Genomic DNA, 21,072 nt, shown 5'->3' on the forward strand with positions numbered 1-21,072 from the left:
CCAGCCTCGGCGCGGGCGGCGTGGCCGCCACCCCGGCGCGCGCGCGCCAGACCGAGGCCGCGCTGACCGGCCAGCCCTGGTCGGAGCACACCGTGGAGCGCGCCGCGCAGGCGCTGCAGGCCGAGTTCAGCCCCATCTCCGACATGCGCGCCAGCGGCGCCTACCGCCGCACCGTGCTCGCCAGCCTGCTGCGGCGCTTCTGGCTCGAAAGCCAGGGCCACCCCGCAGTGAGCGTGGAGAACTTCCGCCTGGAGGAAGCAGCATGACCAAGACCGCCCCGCAGCCCCTGCGCGCCATGGGCCAGTCGCACATCCACGAAAGCGCGCGCGCCCAGGTGGCGGGCGCGGCCCACTACATCGACGACCTGCCCGAAGTGAAGGGCACGCTCTACGCCGCGCCCATCCTCTCCACCGTGGCCCACGGCACGCTCAACGGCGTGGACGCCAGCGCCGCCCTGGCGATGCCCGGCGTGCGCGGCGTGGTGCTGGCGCAGGACGTGCCGGGCGACAAGCTGCTGGCCGCCTTCGCGCACGACGAGCCCGTGTTCGCCACCGGCACCGTGCAGCACGTCGGCCAGGTCATCGGCCTCGTCGTCGCCGACACGGTGATGCAGGCGCGCCGCGCCGTGCGCGCCGTCCAGCCCGACATCACGCCCCTGCCCGCCATCCTGAGCGTGCAGGAAGCACTGGACGCCGAAAGCTACGTGCTGCCCCCCGTCTTCGTGCGCCGGGGCGACCCCGAGGCTGCCCTGGCGCGCGCGCCGCACCGCCTGAGCGGCAGCCTGGAAGTGGGCGGCCAGGAGCACTTCTACCTGGAGGGCCAGGTCGCCTACGTGCTGCCGCTGGAGCAGAACCAGTGGTGGGTGTATTCCAGCACCCAGCACCCCGGCGAGGTGCAGCACTGGGTGTCGCACGCCCTGGGCATCGACAACCACGCCGTGACGGTGGAGTGCCGCCGCATGGGCGGCGGCTTTGGCGGCAAGGAGACGCAGGCCGGGCACCTGGCGGTGTGGGCCGCCGTGGCCGCGCACAAGCTGGGCCGCCCCATCAAGCTGCGGCTCGACCGGGACGAGGACTTCATGGTCACCGGCAAGCGCCACCCGTTCTCGTACCGCTACGACGTGGGCTTTGACGGCACGGGCCGCATCACCGGGCTGCAGCTGCACATGGCGGCCCACTGCGGCTTTTCGGCCGACCTGTCCGGCCCCGTGGCCGACCGGGCGGTATTCCACAGCGACAACGCCTATTTTTTGAGCGACGTGGAGATCGCCTCGTACCGCTGCAAGCTCCACACGCAAAGCCACACGGCCTTTCGCGGCTTCGGCGGGCCGCAGGGCGTGATCGTGATCGAGGCCATCCTGGGCGACATCGCCCGCGCCCTGGGGCTGGACGCGCAGGACGTGCGCAGGGTCAACCTCTACGGCACCACCGACCGCAACGTCACCCACTACCAGATGGCGGTGGAGGACAACATCCTGCACGATCTGCTACCAAAACTGGAGCACGATGCGCAATACCGGCAAAGGCAGGCGGCCATTTCGGCCTGGAACGCGCAAAGCCCCGTGCTCAAGCGCGGCCTGGCCATCACGCCCGTCAAGTTCGGCATCAGCTTCACCGCCACGCTGTTCAACCAGGCGGGCGCGCTGGTACACGTCTATACCGACGGCAGCGTGCAGGTGAACCACGGGGGCACCGAAATGGGCCAAGGCCTGCACACCAAGGTGGCGCAGATCGTGGCCGACGAGCTGGGCGTGCCGCTGTCGCGCGTGCTGGTGACCGCCAGCGACACCAGCAAGGTGCCCAACGCCAGCGCCACCGCCGCCAGCAGCGGCACCGACCTGAACGGGCGCGCGGCGCAGTTCGCGGCGCGCAACGTGCGCGACAACCTCGCGTCCTTCGTGTGCGGGCTGGACGGCTGCGGCGCGGGCGCGATCCGCTTCGAGGGCGGGCAGGTCATCTCGCCCCACAAGGTGCGCGCCTGGGGCGACGTGGTGAAAGAGGCGTATGCCAACCGCATCCAGCTCTGGAGCGACGGCTTCTACCGCACGCCCAAGATCCACTACGACAAGACCACGCTCACGGGCCGGCCGTTCTACTACTTTGCCTACGGCGCGGCCTGCTCCGAGGTCGTCATCGACACCCTCACCGGCGAGAGCCGCGTGCTGCGCGTGGACATCCTGCACGACGTGGGCCACAGCATCAACCCGGCGCTGGACGTGGGGCAGATCGAAGGCGGCTTCATCCAGGGCATGGGCTGGCTGACCACCGAGCAGCTCGTGTGGAACGACAAGGGCACCCTCGCCACGCACGCGCCCAGCACGTACAAGATCCCTGCCACGGGCGACGTGCCCGCGCACTTCAAGGTCCAGTTGTGGCCCGAGGCCAACCGCGAGGACAACGTGGGCGGCAGCAAGGCCGTGGGCGAGCCGCCGTTCATGCTGGCCATCAGCGTGTTCGAGGCGCTGCGCAACGCGGTGGCCGCAGGGCGCGGCGGCGACGCCACGGCGCCCGTGGCCCTGACCGCGCCCGCCACCGCCGAGAACGTGCTGCGGGCCCTGGGGCGGCTGCACGGTTAATGGTCTTTTTGGCATCCAGCGCTTATGCAGCAAGCGCTGGCAGCTATCAATTTGATTGCAAACGGCCTGGCGGCTGCGCAGCTCAGGTGACTGCCGCCTCGGGGCGCGCGGGCGCCCTGGCCGGGCGATCCACGTGCCGCGTCACCACCCGGTTGCGCCCCGCGCGCTTGGCGTCGTAGCAGGCCATGTCGGCCGCGTACAGCACCGAGGGCACGTCCTGCAGGCTCGCGTCCAGCACCACGAGGCCAATGCTCACCCCCAGGATGAAGCTGCGCCCCTGGTAGGACGGCTCCCAGGCCGCGACTGCCGCGCGCAGCTGCTCGGCCACGGCCTGCCCGCGCGCCAGGGCGCAGCCGGGCAGCACCACGGCGAACTCGTCGCCGCCCAGGCGCGCCGCCCAGCCGACCTGGCGCACCTGCGACTCCAGCAGGCGGGCCACGTGGCGCAGCACGTCGTCGCCCGCGTCGTGGCCTGCGATGTCGTTCACCACGGTGAAGTGGTCCAGGTCCAGGAACAGCACCACGCCGTCGCCGCGACCGAGCGGGCCGTTCGAGCGGTCGGACAGGAGCAGTTGGCCCAGGCGCTCGTCGAACGCGGCGCGGTTGTAGAGCTGGGTCAGCGCGTCGTGCGTGCGGTCCCAGCTCTGCTGCCCCTGGGCCTCGCGCGCGGCGGTGATGTCCTCCAGGATCCAGACCGTGCCGCCCTCCACGTCGCCCAGCCGCATGTCGCGCCCCTGCACGCGGGCCCACACGGGGCTGCCGTCCTTGCGCAGAAAGCACACGTCGCCGTCGAACGCGCCGTGCGCCGCGAACTCGGCCCGCACGGCACGGCCCACGCGCTCGTATTCGGCATCGCTGGCATACAGGTGGCGCACCGGGCGGCCCTGCAGCTCGCCCACGGTGTAGCCCAGCATCAGGCACGCCTGGCGGCCCACGACCTCCAGCACGCCGTGGCGCGTGATGAGGATGCCCACGGAGGCGTTGTCCAGCACCGCCTGAAACTGCCCGTCCAGCGTGGCCTTGCGCTGCTGCTCCTGCCAGCCCTGGCGCGCCAGGTCCTGGAACACGCGCACCAGCTCGCCCACCTCGCCGCGCGCGCGGGGCCACGCGATGGCGGCGTCGGGCCGGGGCGAGCGGCGCAGCATCTGGCGCGCGCCGTGGGTGAGCTGCGCCAGGGGCTGGGCCATCCAGGCCATGGCCGCCGCCGCCAGCAGCATGCACAGCGCCATGCTGGCGGCGGACAGCCACCACGCCTCGCGCTGCGCGCCCTGCAGCGGCGCGAGCAGCGCCCGCGACGACGTGACGCGCGCCACCATCCACTGCGGCAGCGGCATGCCGGCCATGCTGACGATGTGCTCCGGCTCCATCTGCGTGGCACCCCGCCCGGCCACGGGCTGCGCCCCGGCCAGCCAGCGGGCATAGACGGGTGCCAGCCCCGCCTCGTCCTGCACCTTGCCCAGCACGCGGGCAGGGTCGGAGTGCGAGAGGATGGTGCCGTCGCGCGTGAAGACCATCAGCCGCGAGTCGTCGCGCGCGGGCAGCGCCATGGACGGCGGCAGCAGGCCCTGCGACTGCAGCCGCAGCGCGCCCGCCACGGCGCCGAGAACGGTGCCGTCCTCGCGGTGCAGCGGCATGGTGAACACCACCCGCGCCTCGCTGGTGCCGCCCAGGATGAACTCGGACACCAGCGGCTTGCCGTCCACCAGGGTGCGGCGCAGCACATCGCGCTCGGCCGGGTCCAGGTCGGCGGCCTTCTGCGGACGGCCCGCGCGCAGGTTCAGGCGCAGTTCGCCGTTGTCGCGCGCCACCTGCAGGGTGTCGAAGAACTGCACCGCGGGCAGGCCCTTTTGCAGCAGCCATTCCAGCGCGGCGGGAGAGTCGAGCATGTCCTGCGTGATGGTGGCGGCCACGGTGCGCAGCACCTTCTGGCTCTGCTCGATCTTGCTGGCCAGCAGGCGGGCCACCACTTCGACCTCGTCGGTCTGCTGGCTGACCACGCGGCGCACGGCCTCCTGCCCCGAGGCGCGGCTGACGAGCCAGGCCGACGCCACGCCCGCCGCCGCCACCGCCAGCACCGCCACGAGCATCAGCCGCAGCACCAGCGAACCCGGCGCCAGCCATTGCGGCGCATCGTGCTGATGCGCGGGCGGCGCGGGGTGGGCTGGCGGCGTCATGGCGATGCTGTGGTGGGCATGTTCAGGCCAATATACGCAGCCCCTGCAGCCCAAGGCTTGGGTACAACCCTCGGTCAGTGGCGGGGAAAAACCCTGAGCAGGCGGCGCAGCCGCCGCCGCGTCAGCACCCTGCCATGGACTGCAGGGCGCGCGGCTGGGGCAGGTTCAGCACGTTGCCGGTGCCATGCACCAGGCCCCGGTCGCGCAGGTGGCGCAGCACGCGCGAGAAGGTCTCGGGCGCAATGCCCAGTTGCGCGGCGATGAGGCGCTTGCGCAGGTGCAGCCGCACCTGCAGGGCGCCGCCGTCGCCGTGGCCCGGCTCGGCGTGCTGCAGCAGCCATTGGGCGCAGCGCGACTCGGCGTCCTGCGCCAGGCGGCTCACGGCCAGCTCGCACTGCTGGCGGTGGCCCCGCGCCATGTCCAGCAGCAGGCCGCGCGCACCGGCAGGCAGTTGCGCCAGGCTGTCGCACAGCGCCTGGATGGGCAGGCGGCGCACCAGCACCGGCGTGTCGGCCACCATGTCCACCGGCAGCGGCAGCCCCAGCAGGGCAGACGCCGCGTCCAGCCAGACGGGCCCCTCCACCGCGCCGAGCTGGTGGCGCAGGACATCGCCCTCCAGCACGCCGCGCAGCACGCGACCGCTGTGCAGGTGCAGCACCGACGTTTGCACCTCGTTGCGCCGGTGCAGCACTTCACCGGCGGCGATGGCCTCGGTGTCGGCGGGCAGTGGGAAACACGTGGGCGGCTGCATGGCAGCGACTGTGCCGCGCCGCCGCCCTGCGGGCATTGAGAAAAATCAACACTTGCGACATTCCCCACGCCGCGCCGGGCACGGTTTTACTGCGCCGGGGTGGGTGCGCCCGCCTCGAACCAGCGCTGGACCACGGCGCGCTCGGCATCCGTCATGCCCGTGGCGTTGTTCATGGGCATGAGCTTTTGCACCACCACCTGCTGATAGACGGCCTGCGCATGCTGCTTCACGCTGGCGGCCGAGTCGAGCCGCAGGTTCTTCATCTGCACCTGCGCGCCGTGGCACAGGTAGCAGCGCTGTGCCAGCACGGGTTGCAGCTGTTCATAGCCAAATTGGCCTGCAGCGCTTGCTGCACCTGCGCTGACAGCTCCTGAAACAGTAGCATTCGCCGCTGGCGCGGCCACGGGCGCCGGGCGCATCCACGCGATGACGGCGGCGATCACCGCCACGCCCACCAGCGCATAGGGCAGCGGGTTGCGGTTGCGGCCCAGCTTGTGGCCGTGGCGCATGACGAAGAACTGGCGGATGGCCGCGCCCGCGAACATCATGAGGATGAGCACCAGCCAGTTCTGCGGGTGGCTCCAGGTGAAGCTGTAGTGGTTGGACAACATGGCAAAGATCACCGGCAGCGTGAAATACGTGTTGTGTACGCTGCGCTGCTTGCCGCGCTGGCCGTGGACGGGGTCCACGCCCTGCCCGGTGCGGATCTGCCGCACCACGGTGCGCTGGCCGGGGATGATCCAGAAGAACACGTTGGCGCTCATGGCCGTGGCGATCATCGCGCCCACCAGCAAGAAGGCCGCGCGCCCCGCGAACCAGTGGCAGGCCAGCCAGGACGCGATGCACACCAGCACCAGCACCAGTGCGCCCACGATGGCGTCGCCGTTCCTGCGCTGGCCGAAGAGGCGGCAGATGCCGTCGTACAGCAGCCAGAACACCACGAAGAACGCCAGCGCCACCACGATGGCGGTGGACGGCGCCCAGTCCATGCGCGACTTGTCGATGAGGTAGGTGCTGGCGCTGTACAGGTACGACACCGTGAACAGCGCGAAGCCGCTGATCCAGGTGCTGTAGCTCTCCCAGAAGAACCAGTGCAGGTGGCCTGGCAGCTTCGGGGGCGAGACGTTGAACTTGACCGGGTGGTAGAAGCCGCCGCCGTGAACGGCCCAGAGCTCGCCGCTGACACCCTGCTTCTTCAGGTCCTCGTCCTCGGGCGGGGTGAGGCTGCTGTCCAGGAAGACGAAGTAGAACGAGGAGCCGATCCAGGCGATGGCGGTGATGACGTGGACCCAGCGCAGCAGCAGGTTGGCCCAGTCGAGAAGGTAGCTTTCCATAGTTCTCAACCTTGCTTGGCTGCTCACCACTGCGGGCGCTCTGAGCAGTCATGGGGGCCGCGCACCTTGGCAGTAGCTGCCTGGGCACCGCTGCGACCGATTTTGTGGACACGAAGTGTATGCAGTTTTGCGGGCCAGCACCATACGCGCGGGCTCGGTAGTGACCCGCAGGTGACTGCCCTGCGGTTTTCAAGCCAAATTGGCATTCAGCGCTTATGCAGCAAGCGCGAGCAGCTATCAATAGATGAGCAAATTCAGGTCACCGGCGCGGGGTTGAACAGCACCAGCGCGTTGTGCAGCTTCCAGTGCTCGGCCCAGGTTTTCTGGCCGCTGGCCACGTCGAGCATCAGGCGGAACAGCTCCCAGCCCACGTCTTCGATGGTGGCCTGGCCGTCGGCGATGCGGCCCGCGTTCACGTCCATCAGGTCGTGCCAGCGCCGCGCCAGGTCGCTGCGCGTGGCGACCTTGATGACCGGCGCCTGCGCCAGGCCGTAGGGCGTGCCCCGGCCCGTGGTGAAGACGTGCAGGTTCATGCCCGCGGCCAGTTGCAGCGTGCCGCAGATGAAGTCGCTGGCGGGTGTGGCGGCATAGACCAGGCCGCTCGTGATGCCCCGGTCGCTCAGTTTTTGCCCCGGCGAGAGCACGCCCGTGATGGGCGCGGTGCCGCTCTTGACGATGCTGCCCATGGCCTTTTCGACGATGTTGGACAGGCCGCCCTTCTTGTTGCCCGGCGTGGTGTTGGCGCTGCGGTCCACCTTGCCCTTGTCGAGGTAGGCGTCGTACCAGGCCATCTCCGCGATCATGGCCTCGGCCACCTCGGGCGTGGCGGCGCGCGCGGTGAGCTGGTCGATGCCGTCGCGCACCTCGGTCACTTCGCTGAACATCACGGTGGCGCCCGCGCGCACCAGCAGGTCGGTGCAAAAGCCCACGGCGGGGTTGGCCGTCACGCCGCTGAAGGCGTCGCTGCCGCCGCACTGCACGCCGACGACCAGGGCGCTGGCGGGCACGGTCTCGCGGCGGCGCCGGTTCAGGCGCTCCAGGTGTGCCTTGGCGCGCTCCATGATGGAGTCGATCATGCTCATGAAGCCCACGTGTGCCTCGTCCTGCAGGCAGACCACGTCGAGCTGCGGCGCGCGCTCGTCCACGATGGGAAATGTGCCCGGCGGCAGCAGGCGCTCGGGCTGGAGCTTCTCGCAGCCCAGGCTGACCACCATCACCTCGCCGCCGAAGTTGGGGTTGCGGCTGATGTTGCGCAGGGTGCGCTGCGGAATCTCGGCGCCCACGGCGTCGATGGCCACGCCGCAGCCGTAGGTGTGCTCCAGGCCGACCACGTCATCGACGTGCGGGTAGCGCGGCAGCAGCTCGGCCTTGATGCGGCGCACCGCGAAGTCGAGCACGCCGGCCACGCACTGCACCGTGGTGGTGATGGCGAGGATGTTGCGCGTGCCCACCGAGCCGTCGGCGTTGCGGTAGCCCTCGAAGGTGTAGCCCTGAAGCGGCGGCGGCTCGGGCGGCTTCACCGTGGCGATGGGCAGGCCCTGCAGCGAGCGCGCGGCGGGCATCTCCAGCAGGCGCTCGTGTACCCAGCTTCCGGCGGGCAGGGCCTTGGCGGCGCGGCCTATCACCACGTTGTAGCGGCGCACCGGGTCACCCGCGTTCAGATCCACCAGCGCGACCTTGTGGCCCTGCGGCACCGGGTCCACCAGCGTCAGCCCCGAGGGGAACACCGTGCCTGCCGGCAAGCCCCCGTCGTTGGCGACGATGGCGACGTTGTCGCGCTCGTCCATGGTGATGTACAGGGGGTTCATGTCACTCCGCTTTGATGCCCGCCGCCTTGACGACCTGCGCCCACTTGGCCACCTCGGCCTTCTGGTACTCGCCCAGTTCGGCGGGCGTCATGGCCGAGGGGAGCATGCCGAAGCCCTTGAGCCGGGCCTGGACCTCGGGCGTGGCGACGATCTTCATGATCTCCGCATGCAGCCGGGCGACGATGGGCCTGGGCGTTCCCGCCGGGGCGAACACGGCCTGCCACGAGCCCATGTCGAAGCCCTTCTGCCCGGCCTCGGCGATGGTGGGCACGTCTGGCAGGGACTCCAGGCGGCTGGAGCTGGTCACGGCAATGGGGCGCAGCTTGCCCGACTGGATGTGGGGGCCGACGATCAGCGTGGTGTCGAACATCATGTCCACCTGGCCGCCGATCACGTCCTGCACCGCCGGGCCGCTGCCCTTGTAGGGCACGTGCGTGAACTTCACACCCGACTGGTGGGCCAGCAGCTCCATGGCCATGTGCGGCGAAGTGCCGGTGCCGGGCGATGCCGATGAAAGCCCGCCCGCCCCGGCCTTGGCCCGGCTGGCGGCGAGCACGTCAGAGAGCGTCTTGCACGGGCTGGATGCGGGCACCACCAGCACCAGCGGCCCGGAGCCGAGCATGGCCACGGGCGTGAACGACTTGATGGGGTCGTAGTCCAGCTTGGCATACAGGCTTACGTTGATGGCGTGCGAGCTGATGGTGCCGCCCAGGATGGTGTAGCCGTCCGCCGGTGCGCGCGCGGCCAGGGCAGAGCCCACGCTGCCGCCCGCGCCGCCCTTGTTCTCGATGACCACCGGCGTGCCCAGCGCCTGGCCCAGGGGCTGGGCGATCACGCGCGCCAGGGTGTCGGTGTTGCCGCCGGGCGGAAACGGCACCAGGTAGGTGATGGCCTTGCCCGTGGGCCAGGTGCTCTGCGCCGCAACGGGCAGAACGGCGGCGGCGCCGACGGCGAGGGAGCTGCGGATCAAGGTGCGGCGTTGCATGGTGCTTGTCTCCTGTCTTGTGGAAAAACTCAAAGGCTTCAAAAGCGCGGCTGCCTGCCGGTGAAGGCCGGGTCGTACTTGCGCATCTGCGCGAGGTCGTCGCGGTTGCGGATGCCGCAGCGCAGGTAGTTGTCATGCAGGCGGGCGAGCGCCTGGCGGTCCAGCGTCACGCCCAGGCCCGGCGCGGTCGGCACGCGCAGGCTGCCCTGCTCGAAGCGCAGGCGGCCGCCTTGCACGACCTCGTCGTCCTGCCAGGGGTAGTGCGTATCGCAGGCGTAGGTGAGCAGCGGCACGCTGGCGCACAGGTGCGTCATGGCCACCAGGCTCACGCCCAGGTGCGAGTTGCTGTGCATGGACAGGCCCAGGCCGAAGGTGCTGCACAGCGTGGACAGGCGCTGCGTGGCGCGCAGCCCGCCCCAGTAGTGGTGGTCGCTGAGCACGATCTTGACAGGGCAGCCCATGTCGGCGTTGCGGCGGAACTCGGCGAAGTCCGTCACCACCATGTTGGTGGCCAGCGGCACGTCGCACGCTCGCGCCACGGCGGCCATGCCTTCCAGGCCCGGGGCCGGGTCCTCGTAATACTCCAGCACGCCGCGCAGCCGCGCGACGATCTCCAGGCTGGTGGCCACGCTCCAGTTGGCATTGGGGTCAATGCGCAGCGGCGTGCCGGGGAAAGCCTGGGCCAGCGCCAGGATGCCTGCGGCCTCCTGCTCGGGCGCGAGCGCACCGGCCTTGAGCTTGATGCTCTGAAATCCGTACAGATCGATCATGCGCCGCGCCTGCGCCACGAGGTGCCCGGGCGTCAGCGCCTCGCCCCAGGGGTCGGGCGCGTACGGGCGCTCGATGTGCTCGGCGTACTTGTAGAACAGGTAGGCCGAGTACGGCACGTGCGTGCGCGCCGCGCCGCCCAGCAGATCGACCACGGGCGCGTTGGCGAGCTGGCCCTGCAGGTCCAGCATGGCCACCTCGAAGGCGCTGACCACCTTGGCCACGGTCTTGGACACATGGGTGCCGGGCGCCAGCGAGACTTGCTGCGCCAGGAATTCCGAGCGGGTCTGCACAGGCGGCGCGACCAGCGCGGCCACGCGCGCCTCCATCTCGTTCAGCGCCCAGGGCGACAGGCCCCGCAGCGCAGGCGCGGCCTGGGCCAGCGCGTCCAGCATGGGCTGGTCGCCGTAGCTCTCGTTGATGCCCACCAGGCCCGACGCGGTCTCGATCTCGATGATGGAGCGCAGCGCCCAGGGCTCGTGGATGCCGGCCGCGTTGAGCAGCGGCGGGTCGCGGAACGCGATGGGCGTGACGCGGACGTGCCGTATGGCGTGCGGCGAGGCGGTCATGGCGGCGGGCGTCCGTTCAGCGGGCCATCAGGCCGGGCAGCCACAGCGAGAACGCGGGCACGTAGGTCACCAGCAGCAGGCAGATGGTGAGCGCGCCGTAGAACGGCAGGATGGAGCGCATCACCTGCCCCACGGAGATGCCCCCGATCGCACAGCCCACGAACTGCGTCACCCCCACCGGCGGCGTGTTCAGGCCCAGCGCGCAGTTGATCAGCATCACCACGCCGAACTGCACCGGGTCCATGCCGAACTGCATGGCTATCGGCAGGAAGATGGGCGTACACACGAGGATGGTGGCGGCCATGTCGAGGAAGGTGCCGAGCAGGAACAGCAGCACGTTGATCATGAGGAAGATGACCAGCGGGCTGTCCGAGATCGAGGTCATCAGCGCGCCGGTCTTCTGCGGCACCTCGTACAGCGCCATGAAGTAGCCGAAGGCCGATGAGATGCCGATCAGCAGCAGCACCACGCCCGTGGTCTTGCACGCCTTGGCGCAGGCTTTGAGGAAGTCGCCCCAGGTGAGCGAGCGATAGACCAGGGCCGTGACCAGCAGCGCCCACAGCACCGCGACGGCGGCCGATTCGGCGGGCGTGAAGACGCCCGAGAGAATGCCCGCCAGGATGATGAAAACGATCATCAGGCCCGGCAGGGCCGCCAGGCAGGCGCCCAGCACCTCGCCCCAGCCGGGGAACTTGCCGCGGATCGGGTAGCCGCGCTTGACCGCGACGTAGTAGGCCGCGCCCAGGTTGCACAGCGTCAGCAGCAACGCCGGAATGACGCCCGCCAGGATCATGCTGAGCACGCTGACCGACGCGATGCCGGTGGTGGCCAGCGTGAAGATGATGATGTTGTGCGAGGTGGGCATCAGCACGCCGACCAGCGCCGCGTGGGTGGTGACGTTGACGGCGTAGTCGGCGTCGTAGCCCTCCTTCTTCATCAGCGGGATCATCACCGAGCCCATGGCCGACACGTCGGCCAGGGCCGAGCCGGACACGCCGCCGAAGAGCGTGCAGCCCACGACGTTGCTCATGCCCAGGCCGCCGCGCACGTGGCCCACCAGGCTGTTGGCGAAGCGCACGATGCGGTCGGCGATGCCGCCGTAGAGCATCAGCTCGCCAGCAAACACGAAGAACGGGATCGCCATGAACGAGAACACCTGCATGCCGCCGACCATCTTCTGGAACACGACGGGCACCGGCACACCGGCATAGAGCACCGTGGCGACGGACGCCAGGCCGATGGAGAACGCCACCGGCACGCCGATGAGCAACAGGATGAGAAAGGAGACGGACAGGATGACCAGTTCCATGATGGGCTGCCTTGCTGCGGGGGGAGATGCGATGTGGGTGGGCGGGGGTCAGTGCCAGGACGGCACGACCTCCTCGCCGCGCAGCAGCGCGAGGATGTGTTCGAACGAGAAGACCGCGATGAGCACCCCAGCGATCACCAGCGCCAGGTAGTCCAGGCCCGCAGGCAGCCCCAGCATGGGATCGAGCTCGTCCCACTTGAGGCGGGTCCAGAGCCATCCGGCCCAGGCCATGATGCCGCCGAACAGCGCCACCAGCAGGTGGATCAGCACCTCGACCTTCAGGCGCATCCATTCGGGCATCAGCGAGACCAGCGACTCCAGGCCGATGTGCCCGGCGTCGCGCACGCCCACGGCCACGGCCAGCGCGGTGATGTAGAGCACCAGCTCCAGCGCCAGCGCCTCGGTCCAGGTGGGGGTGTCGTTGAAGACGTAGCGGCCTATCACCTGCGTCTGCACCGCCAGGATCAGCGCCATCAGGCCCACTATGGACACCACCAGGCAGAACTTGCTGAGCCAGGCGCAGAACCGGGCGAAGACGTGTGTGGCCGGGGGGCGCTGGCGCGCGGCATCGGCAGGAAGCGTATCGGTCATGGACATTCCAGCGGAAGATGGGATGGAGACGCTGCCCACGCGGCGGGCCGCGCGGGCGGGCGGCGCAGCAGGCTTACTTGGTGTCCTGCACGGCCTTCACCAGGCGCTGGAGGTCGGGCGTGGTCATGAACTTGTCGTACACCGGCTTCATCGCGTTCTGGAACTCGGCCTTGTTCACGTCGCGCACCCATTCGACACCGGCCTTGCTCACGATCTCGATCGCCTTGGCAGTCTGTTCGTCCCACTTCTGGCGCTGGAAGGCCACCGACTCCTTGGCTGCGGCGCGGAACAGGGCCTGGTCGGCCGGCGGCAACTTGTCGAACACGGCCTTGGACATCACCAGCACCTCGGGCGCCATGGAGTGCTGGGTGTACGAGTAGTACTTCACCGCCTCGTAGTGCTTGAAGCCTTCGTAGGAGGGCTCGTTGTTCTCGGCGGCGTCGATCACGCCCGTCTTCAGGCCGGTATAGACCTCGGCGGTGGCCATGGGGGTGGCATTGGCGCCCATGGCGCTGACCAGCGCAACCCACAGGTCGGACTGCTGCACGCGGATCTTCATGCCCTTGACATCGGCCAGCGTGCGCACCGGCTTCTTGGCGTAGATGGAGCGCGCGCCGCTGTCGTAGAAGGCCAGGCCCACCAGGCCCTGGTGCTCGCAGCCCTTGAGGATTTCGTCCCCCACCGGGCCGTCCAGCACCTTGCGCATGTGCTGGATGGAGGTGAACAGAAAGGGCATGGTGGGCACCAGGCTCTTGGGGCAGATCGCGTTGAGCGAGCTGATGTTGACGCGGTTCATCTCCAGCGCGCCGATCTTGACCTGGTCCAGCGTCTCCTTCTCGGAGCCGAGCGCGCTCTTGTTGAAGACCTTGATCTTGTACTTGCCGCTGCTGCGCTGCTCCAGCAGCTGGCTCATGTACTTGACGGCGGCCACCGTGGGGTAGTCGTCGCTGTTGTGAACGTCTGCCGAGCGCAGCTCGACGGCTTGCGCGGACAGTGCCAGCAGGCCAGCGGCCAGGGCGGTCAGTTGTGTCTGGAGCTTCATGTCTTCCTCATCTTTCTGTTGATGGCGTGGATGGAACGGACGAAAAAATCGATCAACCGGCGAACGCTGGCTCCGGCAGGCCCTGCACGCCGGGGCAGAGCGCAAAGACACCGCCCGCCAAGGGCTGGTCGGACAGATCGACGCCGCCGGGGCGGATCGACGTGACGAACAAGGTGTCCAGCCCCGCGCCGCCGAAGGCACACATGGCCGGTTTCTTGACGGGCACGGGCAGCGAGCGGTCGAGCCGCCCGCCGGGCGTGAAGCGGTGTACCAGGCCAGCGTCGTTGCCACAGATCCAGTAGCAGCCGTCGGCATCCACCGCAGCGCCGTCGGGCCGACCAGGCAGCGGGTTCATGTCCACGAACAGGCGGCGGTTGCGCGGCGTGCCGGTGTCGGTGTCGTAGTCGAAGGCCCAGACGGCCTGCACCCGCGGGTGCGAGTCCGACACGTACATGGTGCGGCCATCGGGGCTGAAGGCCAGGCCGTTGGGCACGATGAAGTCCGTGATCCGCGCGGGCAAAGCGCCGTCGCCGGGGCCGAAGCGGTACCAGGCGCCCGCGCGGATGCCCGCCACCATGTCCAGGCACATGGTGCCAGCCCACAGGCGGCCCTGGCGGTCGCAGCGCCCGTCGTTGAAGCGCATGGCCGGTGCGGCGTGCTGCACCGGCGCGGCCAGCGTGGCGCTGGCGCGCCCATCGGGCTGCAATTGCAGCGCGAAGATGCCGCTTTCCATGCCCGCAAGCCAGCGCCCCGGCGTGGCCGTGGCGGCCAGGCAGGCGGGCATTTCGTCGGTGGCCCAGTGCCGATGGCCCTCGGCGGGCGACCAGCGATGGATGGCGCGGCCCGGGATGTCCACCCAGTACAGCGCCTGTTCGCCCACGTGCCACACCGGGCTTTCGCCGGTGCCGTTGCGCGCGTCGAGTACGAGTTCCGCCACCATGTGCCGCCCCTGCTCAGTCGCCGAAGGGGCCTTGCGCGGTGAACGCGCCGCCCTGGTAAATGGCGCTGGGGTCGTTCGGCGCCACGGGCGGCTGCGCCTCGATCTGCGCGCGAAAGCGCTCCGAGCTGTCCTGCGGCGCGAAGCCCAGGTGCGCAGCGGCCCGGTTGTCCCACCAGACCTGCGCGTTGGCCGACACGCCATACACCACCGTGTGCCCCACCCCCGGCGTGAACAGCGACTGGCGCACCAGCTGCGTCAGGTCGCCATGGCTGAGCCAGGTACACAGCATGCGGCGGTTGGCGGGCTCGGGGAACGACGAGCCGATGCGGATGCTCACCGTCTCGATGCCGTAGCGGTCCCAGTAGAACTGGGCCATGTCCTCGCCGAAGGACTTGGACAGGCCGTAGTAGCCGTCGGGCCGGCGCGGCGCGCGGGCGTCGATGCGCTCGTCCTGCCGGTAGAAGCCGATCACGTGGTTGGAGCTGGCGAACACCACGCGCTTCACGCCGTGGCGGCGCGCCGCTTCGTAGAGGTGGAAGACGCCCTTGATGTTGGCCTCCAGGATTTCCTCGAAGGGCCGCTCCACCGAAATGCCGCCCAGGTGAACGACGGCGTCGCAGCCCGCCACCAGGGCGTCCACGGCCTTCTTGTCGGCCAGGTCGCAGGGCGCCACCTCCTCCTGCGCGCCGCTGGCCGCGCCCAGCGGCGCGATGTCGGAGACGCGCAGCACGCGGGCGAAGGGGCGCAGCCGCTCGCGCAGCACGCGGCCCAGGCCGCCCGCCGCCCCCGTCAGCAGCAGGCGTGAAAGGGGCTGGGACGGGGCGTCGGCAGGCGCTGCGTGGGAAGGCGTGGCGGTCAAGGTTGTCTCCATGAATATCTGCTGTACGTCATCGGTCATCGTACAACTATCGGGCAGATTATGATGAGGCCATGTCCACCATGTCAACGGGAGTACACCCAACCCCCGAAACCACCGAGCCCCGGCCCAGCGCGGCGCGGCAGGCTGCGCCCCGGCGCCAGGGCCGCAGCCTGGCACTGGGCCTGGTGGAAGACCTGGGCGACAAGATCCGCGCCCAGCAGCTGCGCCCCGGCGACAAGCTGCCCACCGAGTCGGCCATCATGCAGACCTACGGCGTCAGCCGCACCGTGGTGCGCGAGGCGCTGTCCAAGCTGCAGGCCGCCGGGCTGGTGGAGACGCACCACGGCATCGGCACCTTCGTGCTGCAGCCGCGCGGCGGCGGCATGGCAGGCATGTTCCGGCTGGAGGCGGCAGACATCGCCACCACGGTGGACGTGCTGGCGGTGCTGGAGCTGCGCATCAGCCTGGAGACCGAGTCCGCCGGGCTGGCCGCGCTGCGCCGCTCCGAGGAGCACCTGCTGGCCATGCGCGAGGCGCTGGACGAGTTCGAGCGCAACGTGGCGGCGGCTGGCGACACGGTGTCGCCCGACTTCCGCTTCCACCTGCAGATCGCGCAGGCCACGGGCAACCCCTACTTCGCCGACATCATGACGCACCTGGGGACCACGATCATCCCGCGCACCCGCGTCAATGCGCTGCGCAACCACAACCGGGGCGGCGAATACCTGAGCCGCGTGAACCGGGAGCACGAGGAAATCTTCGCCGCCATCGCGCGGCGCGACCCCGATTCGGCCCGCGCGGCCATGCGCATCCACCTGACCAACAGCCGCGAGCGCCTGCGCCTGGCGCAAGAGGCCGCCCAGCGCGAGAACACGCCCGGCGACGGCAGCCCGTCGGCGCGCTGAACAGCGGCGCATCGCACCCCTCCAGCCTCCTTCGGGGCGTGGTTTTTTGCGCCCAGGGCTTGGCATCGGTCATTCTTAGTTGTACGATGACTGACAATAGCAACACGAACGGCGCCCACCATCCCCTGCCCGAAAGAAAGACCGACATGACCCCTCAAGACCTCAAGGACGTGATGAGCTCCGGCCTGCTGTCCTTCCCCCTGACCGATTTCGATGCCAACGGCGACTTCAACGCTCGGGGCTACGCCGCGCGGCTGGAATGGCTGGCCCCCTACGGCGCCAGCGCCCTGTTTGCGGCGGGCGGCACGGGCGAGTTCTTCTCGCTCACGGCCAGCGAGTACCCGGCCATCATCCAGACTGCCGTGGCCACCTGCCAGGGCAAGGTGCCCATCATCGCGGGCGCGGGCGGCCCCACGCGCTTCGCCATCGAGTGCGCGCAGGCGGCCGAGAAGGCGGGCGCCCACGGCATCCTGCTGCTGCCGCACTACCTGACCGAGGCCAGCCAGGAGGGCCTGGCCGCCCACGTCGAGGCGGTGTGCCGGAGCGTGAAGTTCGGCGTCATCATCTACAACCGCGGCATCAGCCGCTTCGCGCCCGAGACGGTGGCGCGCCTGGCCGAGCGCAACCCCAACCTGGTCGGCTACAAGGACGGCGTGGGCAACATCGAGGCCCAGTCCGCCATCTACCTGACCCTGGGCGACCGCCTGGCCTACCTGGGCGGCCTGCCCACCGCCGAGGTCTATGCGGCGGCCTACAAGGCGCTGGGCACGCCGGTGTATTCGTCGGCCGTCTTCAACTTCATCCCCAGGACGGCGATGCGCTTTTATGAAGCGGTGAAGAACGACGACATGGCCACGCAGCACCAGCTGCTCAAGGACTTCTTCATCCCGTACCTGAACATCCGCAACCGGGGCGAAGGCTACGCGGTGAGCATCGTGAAGGCGGGCGCGAAGATCGTCGGCCACGACGCCGGGCCCGTGCGCGCGCCGCTGTCGGACCTGAAACCCGCCGAATACGAGGCGCTGGCCCAGCTCATCGCCACGCTGGACGAATAAGCCCGGACACCGGCCATGCCCAGCACCCCGACCATCACCGACATCGAAGTCATCCCCGTCGCGGGCCGCGACGGCATGCTGATGAACCTGAGCGGCGCGCACGGTCCGTTCTTCACGCGCAACGTGCTGCTCGTCCACGACAGCGCGGGCCACACCGGCGTGGGCGAAGTGCCCGGCGGCGAGGGCATCCGCCAGGCGCTGGAAGACAGCCGGCGCGTGCTGATCGGCCAGCCCATAGCCCTGCACCTGCCACTGCTGCGGCAGGTACATGCTGCGCTGGAGGGCCGCGACGCGGGCGGGCGCGGCCTGCAGACCTTCGACCTGCGCATCGGCGTGCATGCCGTCACCGCCGTCGAATCGTGCCTGCTCGACCTGCTGGGCCAGCACCTGGGCGTGCCCGTGGCCGCGCTGCTGGGCGAAGGCCCGCAGCGCGAGCGCGTGGAGATGCTGGGCTACCTGTTCTTCGTCGGCCCATCGGACAAGACCCCCCTGCCCTACGTGAAGCCCGGCGAGGACACGAGCGGCAGCGACGCCTGGGCCCAGGTGCGCCACATGGAGGCCATGACGCCCGAAGCCATCGTGCGCCAGGCCGAGGCCGCACACGCGCGCTACGGCTTCAACGACTTCAAGCTCAAGGGCGGCGTGCTGGCGGGCGAGCAGGAGGTAAAGGCCGTCACCGCGCTGGCCAAGCGCTTCCCCGGGGCGCGCGTCACGCTCGACCCCAACGGCGGCTGGCTGCTGAAAGACGCCATCCGCCTGATGCGCGACATGCGCGGCGTGCTGGCCTATGCCGAAGACCCCTGCGGCGCCGAGGGCGGCTTCTCGGGCCGCGAGGTGATGGCCGAATTCCGCCGCGCCACCGGCCTGCCCACTGCCACCAACATGGTCGCCACCGACTGGCGGCAGATGGTGCATGCGCTCGCGCTGCAGTCGGTGGACATCCCGCTGGCCGACCCGCATTTCTGGACCATGGCGGGCAGCGTGCGCGTGGGCCAGACCTGCCGCGACTGGGGTCTGACCTGGGGCTCGCACTCCAACAACCACTTCGACATCTCGCTGGCCATGTTTACCCACGTGGCCGCCGCCGTGCCCGGCAAGGTCACGGCCATCGACACGCACTGGATCTGGCAGGACGGGCAGTTCCTCACGCACAACCCGCTGCAGATCCGCGGCGGCTTCGTCGATGTGCCGACGGCGCCGGGCCTGGGCGTGACCGTGGACCGCGCCGCTCTGCAGCGCGCCAACGCGCTCTACCGGGCGCAGGCCTTAAGCGCGCGCGACGATGCCGTGGCCATGCAGTACCTCGTCCCGGGCTGGAAGTTCGACCCCAAGCGGCCCTGTATGATTCATTAGTCAAATTGGCCCCCAGCGCTTATCCATAAAGCACAAGCAGCTATCAATAAGAGAGCATTCATGTCCCGACACGACCACCTGATCAACGGCGCCTGGGTTCCCGGAAAGTCCTACGCGCCCAACACCAACCCCAGCCACCTGGCCGACGTGATCGGCGAATACGCCCAGGGCGATGCCGCTGACGTGGACGCAGCCGTGGCCGCTGCCGTGGCGGCGTTTCCCGCGTGGAGCACGTCGGGCATCCAGGCGCGCTCGGATGCGCTCGACAGGATCGGCTCCGAAATCCTGGCGCGCAAGGAAGAACTCGGCGAGCTGCTGGCGCGCGAGGAAGGCAAGGTGCGCGGCGAGGCCATCGGCGAGGTCATGCGCGCCGGGCAAATCTTCAAGTTCTTCGCGGGCGAGTGCCTGCGGCTTTCGGGCGAGACGCTGCCTTCCGTGCGCCCCGGCATCGGCGTGGAGATCACGCGCGAGCCGATCGGCGTGGTCGGCCTGATCACGCCGTGGAACTTCCCCATCGCCATCCCGGCCTGGAAGATCGCGCCCGCGCTGGCCTTCGGCAATTGCGTGGTCATCAAGCCCGCCGACCTGGTGCCGGGCTGTGCCTGGGCGCTGGCAGACATCATCCACCGCTCGGGCATCCCGGCGGGGGTGTTCAACCTGGTCATGGGGCCAGGGCGCGTGATCGGCGATGCGCTGGTGCGCCACCCGGGCATTGCGGCCATCAGCTTCACGGGCTCGGTCGGCGTGGGCCGGGGCATTGCCGCCGCCTGCGTGGAGAACGGCAAGAAGGTGCAGCTGGAGATGGGCGGCAAGAACCCGCAGGTGGTGCTGGACGATGCCGACCTGAAGCAGGCCGTGGAGCTGTCGGCGCAGAGCTGCTTTTATTCCACGGGCCAGCGCTGCACGGCATCGAGCCGCCTCATCGTGACGGACAAGATCTACACGGCCTTCGTCGAGGCGCTGAAAGCCCGCATCGAAGCGATCAAGGTCGGCGCCGCGCTGGCCGCAGGCACGGACATGGGGCCGGTGGTCAGCCAGGCGCAACTGGAACAGGACCTGCGCTACGTCGAGATCGGCAAGGCCGAGGGCGCGCGCTGGGTGACCGGCGGTGGCCAAGTGCCGTGCCACAGCGGCAGCGGGCACGAGGGCTACTTCATGGCCCCCGCGCTGTTCGCCGACACCACGCCCGCGATGCGCATCAACCGCGAGGAAATCTTCGGCCCCGTGGCCAGCGTGATCCGCGTGAAGGACTACGACGAGGCGCTGGCCGTGGCCAACGACACGGAGTTCGGCCTGTCGGCGGGCATCGCCACGACCAGCCTGAAGCACGCCACGCACTTCAAGCGCCACGCCCAGGCCGGCATGGTGATGGTGAACCTGCCCACGGCAGGGGTGGACTACCACGTGCCATTCGGCGGGCGCAAGGGCAGCAGCTATGGCCCGCGCGAACAAGGCAGGTACGCGCAGGAGTTCTTCACCACCGTCAAGACGGCCTACACGCTGGCCTGATTGCTATATTAATGATAGCTATCCGCGCTTGCTGGATAGGCGCTGGAGGCCGATTTGGCATGCAACCCGCTCCTGCGTCTGCAGCAACTGCGCGGCCACTGCGGCGGCGATCACCCCGGGCTGCTTGCCCGTGATGCCAGGCACGCCGATGGGGCAGGTCACGCGGGCCAGTTCCTCGTCGGTGAAGCCGCGCGCGCGCAGGCGGTGCGTGAACGTGGCCCATTTGGTGCGGCTGCCGATCAGGCCGATGAAGGGCAGGTCGCCGCGTTCGCGCTGGCGCGCGAGGCAGGCGGCGACCACGTCCAGGTCTTCGGCGTGGCTGAAGCTCATGATGAGCACGAAGGACTGCGGCGCCAGGCCCGACACCGCTGCCTGCACGGGGTCGGAGTGCTCGCACTGCGCGCCCGGCGGCGGATCGGGCGGGAACACGCCGTCGCGGCTGTCGATCCAGTGCAGCGCGAACGGCAGCGGCGCCAGCGCGCGCGCCAGCGCGTGGCCCACGTGCCCGCCGCCGAACAGCGCCACCGGGTGCAGCGGCGGCGCCAG

The 21,072-nt window shown here is 69.7% G+C and carries 17 protein-coding genes and 1 pseudogene; 6 read left to right on the plus strand and 12 right to left on the minus strand.

The window, feature by feature from the left end:
• Together QM569_RS07425 and xdhB are read left to right on the plus strand one after the other, a co-directional pair.
• Nucleotides 1–266, plus strand: a pseudogene (locus tag QM569_RS07425) (xanthine dehydrogenase small subunit); the annotation flags it as partial.
• Entirely contained in the window at nt 263–2,575 is a 2,313-nt protein-coding gene (gene xdhB, locus QM569_RS07430; RefSeq protein ID WP_414986593.1) for a xanthine dehydrogenase molybdopterin binding subunit, read from the plus strand. The pseudogene QM569_RS07425 and the gene xdhB, both read left to right, overlap by 4 nt.
• Before the next feature lie 82 nt (nt 2,576–2,657).
• Here the strand turns inward: xdhB and QM569_RS07435 are convergent, their stop codons facing one another.
• From QM569_RS07435 to QM569_RS07485, 11 genes are all read right to left on the minus strand, one after another.
• A complete protein-coding gene (locus QM569_RS07435; RefSeq protein ID WP_414986594.1) occupies nt 2,658–4,748 on the minus strand; it encodes a diguanylate cyclase domain-containing protein in 2,091 nt (696 codons plus the stop codon).
• 121 nt (nt 4,749–4,869) lie between these two features.
• On the minus strand, nt 4,870–5,499 hold the full coding sequence (locus QM569_RS07440) for a Crp/Fnr family transcriptional regulator (RefSeq protein WP_414986595.1): 630 nt from the start codon (nt 5,497–5,499) through the stop codon (nt 4,870–4,872).
• An 86-nt stretch (nt 5,500–5,585) separates the two neighbouring features.
• Entirely contained in the window at nt 5,586–6,833 is a 1,248-nt protein-coding gene (locus QM569_RS07445) for a urate hydroxylase PuuD (RefSeq protein ID WP_414986596.1), read from the minus strand.
• A gap of 254 nt (nt 6,834–7,087) precedes the next feature.
• Nucleotides 7,088–8,641, minus strand: a complete 1,554-nt coding sequence (garD, locus tag QM569_RS07450; protein WP_414986597.1) for a galactarate dehydratase — start codon at nt 8,639–8,641, stop codon at nt 7,088–7,090.
• A gap of 1 nt (nt 8,642) precedes the next feature.
• Entirely contained in the window at nt 8,643–9,626 is a 984-nt protein-coding gene (locus tag QM569_RS07455) for a Bug family tripartite tricarboxylate transporter substrate binding protein (protein WP_414986598.1), read from the minus strand.
• 38 nt (nt 9,627–9,664) lie between these two features.
• Nucleotides 9,665–10,963 (minus strand): glucarate dehydratase family protein, encoded by a 1,299-nt coding sequence (locus QM569_RS07460; RefSeq protein ID WP_414986599.1) that lies wholly within the window; start codon nt 10,961–10,963, stop codon nt 9,665–9,667.
• 16 nt (nt 10,964–10,979) lie between these two features.
• Nucleotides 10,980–12,272, minus strand: a complete 1,293-nt coding sequence (locus QM569_RS07465) for a TRAP transporter large permease (protein ID WP_414986600.1) — start codon at nt 12,270–12,272, stop codon at nt 10,980–10,982.
• A gap of 48 nt (nt 12,273–12,320) precedes the next feature.
• Entirely contained in the window at nt 12,321–12,863 is a 543-nt protein-coding gene (locus QM569_RS07470; protein WP_414986601.1) for a TRAP transporter small permease, read from the minus strand.
• 73 nt (nt 12,864–12,936) lie between these two features.
• Nucleotides 12,937–13,905, minus strand: coding sequence for a TRAP transporter substrate-binding protein (locus tag QM569_RS07475; RefSeq protein ID WP_414986602.1), 969 nt, complete (start codon nt 13,903–13,905; stop codon nt 12,937–12,939).
• Between the two features lie 52 nt (nt 13,906–13,957).
• Nucleotides 13,958–14,845: an SMP-30/gluconolactonase/LRE family protein gene (locus tag QM569_RS07480; protein ID WP_414986603.1), complete on the minus strand. Its 888-nt coding sequence runs from the start codon at nt 14,843–14,845 to the stop codon at nt 13,958–13,960.
• A 13-nt stretch (nt 14,846–14,858) separates the two neighbouring features.
• Nucleotides 14,859–15,716 carry an NAD-dependent epimerase/dehydratase family protein gene (locus tag QM569_RS07485; RefSeq protein WP_414986604.1) on the minus strand — a complete coding sequence of 286 codons (858 nt, stop codon included), beginning with the start codon at nt 15,714–15,716 and terminating at the stop codon, nt 14,859–14,861.
• Between the two features lie 59 nt (nt 15,717–15,775).
• Here QM569_RS07485 and QM569_RS07490 point away from each other — a divergent pair, with 59 nt between their 5' ends.
• The 4 genes from QM569_RS07490 to QM569_RS07505 all read left to right on the plus strand — a co-directional run bounded on the left by QM569_RS07490 (nt 15,776) and on the right by QM569_RS07505 (nt 20,526).
• Nucleotides 15,776–16,609, plus strand: coding sequence for a FadR/GntR family transcriptional regulator (locus QM569_RS07490; RefSeq protein WP_414986605.1), 834 nt, complete (start codon nt 15,776–15,778; stop codon nt 16,607–16,609).
• 146 nt (nt 16,610–16,755) lie between these two features.
• Nucleotides 16,756–17,664, plus strand: coding sequence for a 5-dehydro-4-deoxyglucarate dehydratase (gene kdgD / locus QM569_RS07495; RefSeq protein WP_414986606.1), 909 nt, complete (start codon nt 16,756–16,758; stop codon nt 17,662–17,664).
• 15 nt (nt 17,665–17,679) lie between these two features.
• Complete coding sequence (locus QM569_RS07500; RefSeq protein WP_414986607.1) at nt 17,680–19,017, plus strand: enolase C-terminal domain-like protein; 1,338 nt, start codon at nt 17,680–17,682, stop codon at nt 19,015–19,017.
• 60 nt (nt 19,018–19,077) lie between these two features.
• Entirely contained in the window at nt 19,078–20,526 is a 1,449-nt protein-coding gene (locus tag QM569_RS07505) for an aldehyde dehydrogenase family protein (protein WP_414986608.1), read from the plus strand.
• An 18-nt stretch (nt 20,527–20,544) separates the two neighbouring features.
• Here QM569_RS07505 and xdhC read toward each other — a convergent pair.
• On the minus strand, nt 20,545–21,072 hold a 528-nt coding region (xdhC, locus tag QM569_RS07510), incomplete at its 5' end, for a xanthine dehydrogenase accessory protein XdhC (protein WP_414986609.1).

Source organism: Acidovorax sp., assembly GCF_047607405.1.
In the GTDB taxonomy this organism is placed as follows: domain Bacteria; phylum Pseudomonadota; class Gammaproteobacteria; order Burkholderiales; family Burkholderiaceae_C; genus Acidovorax.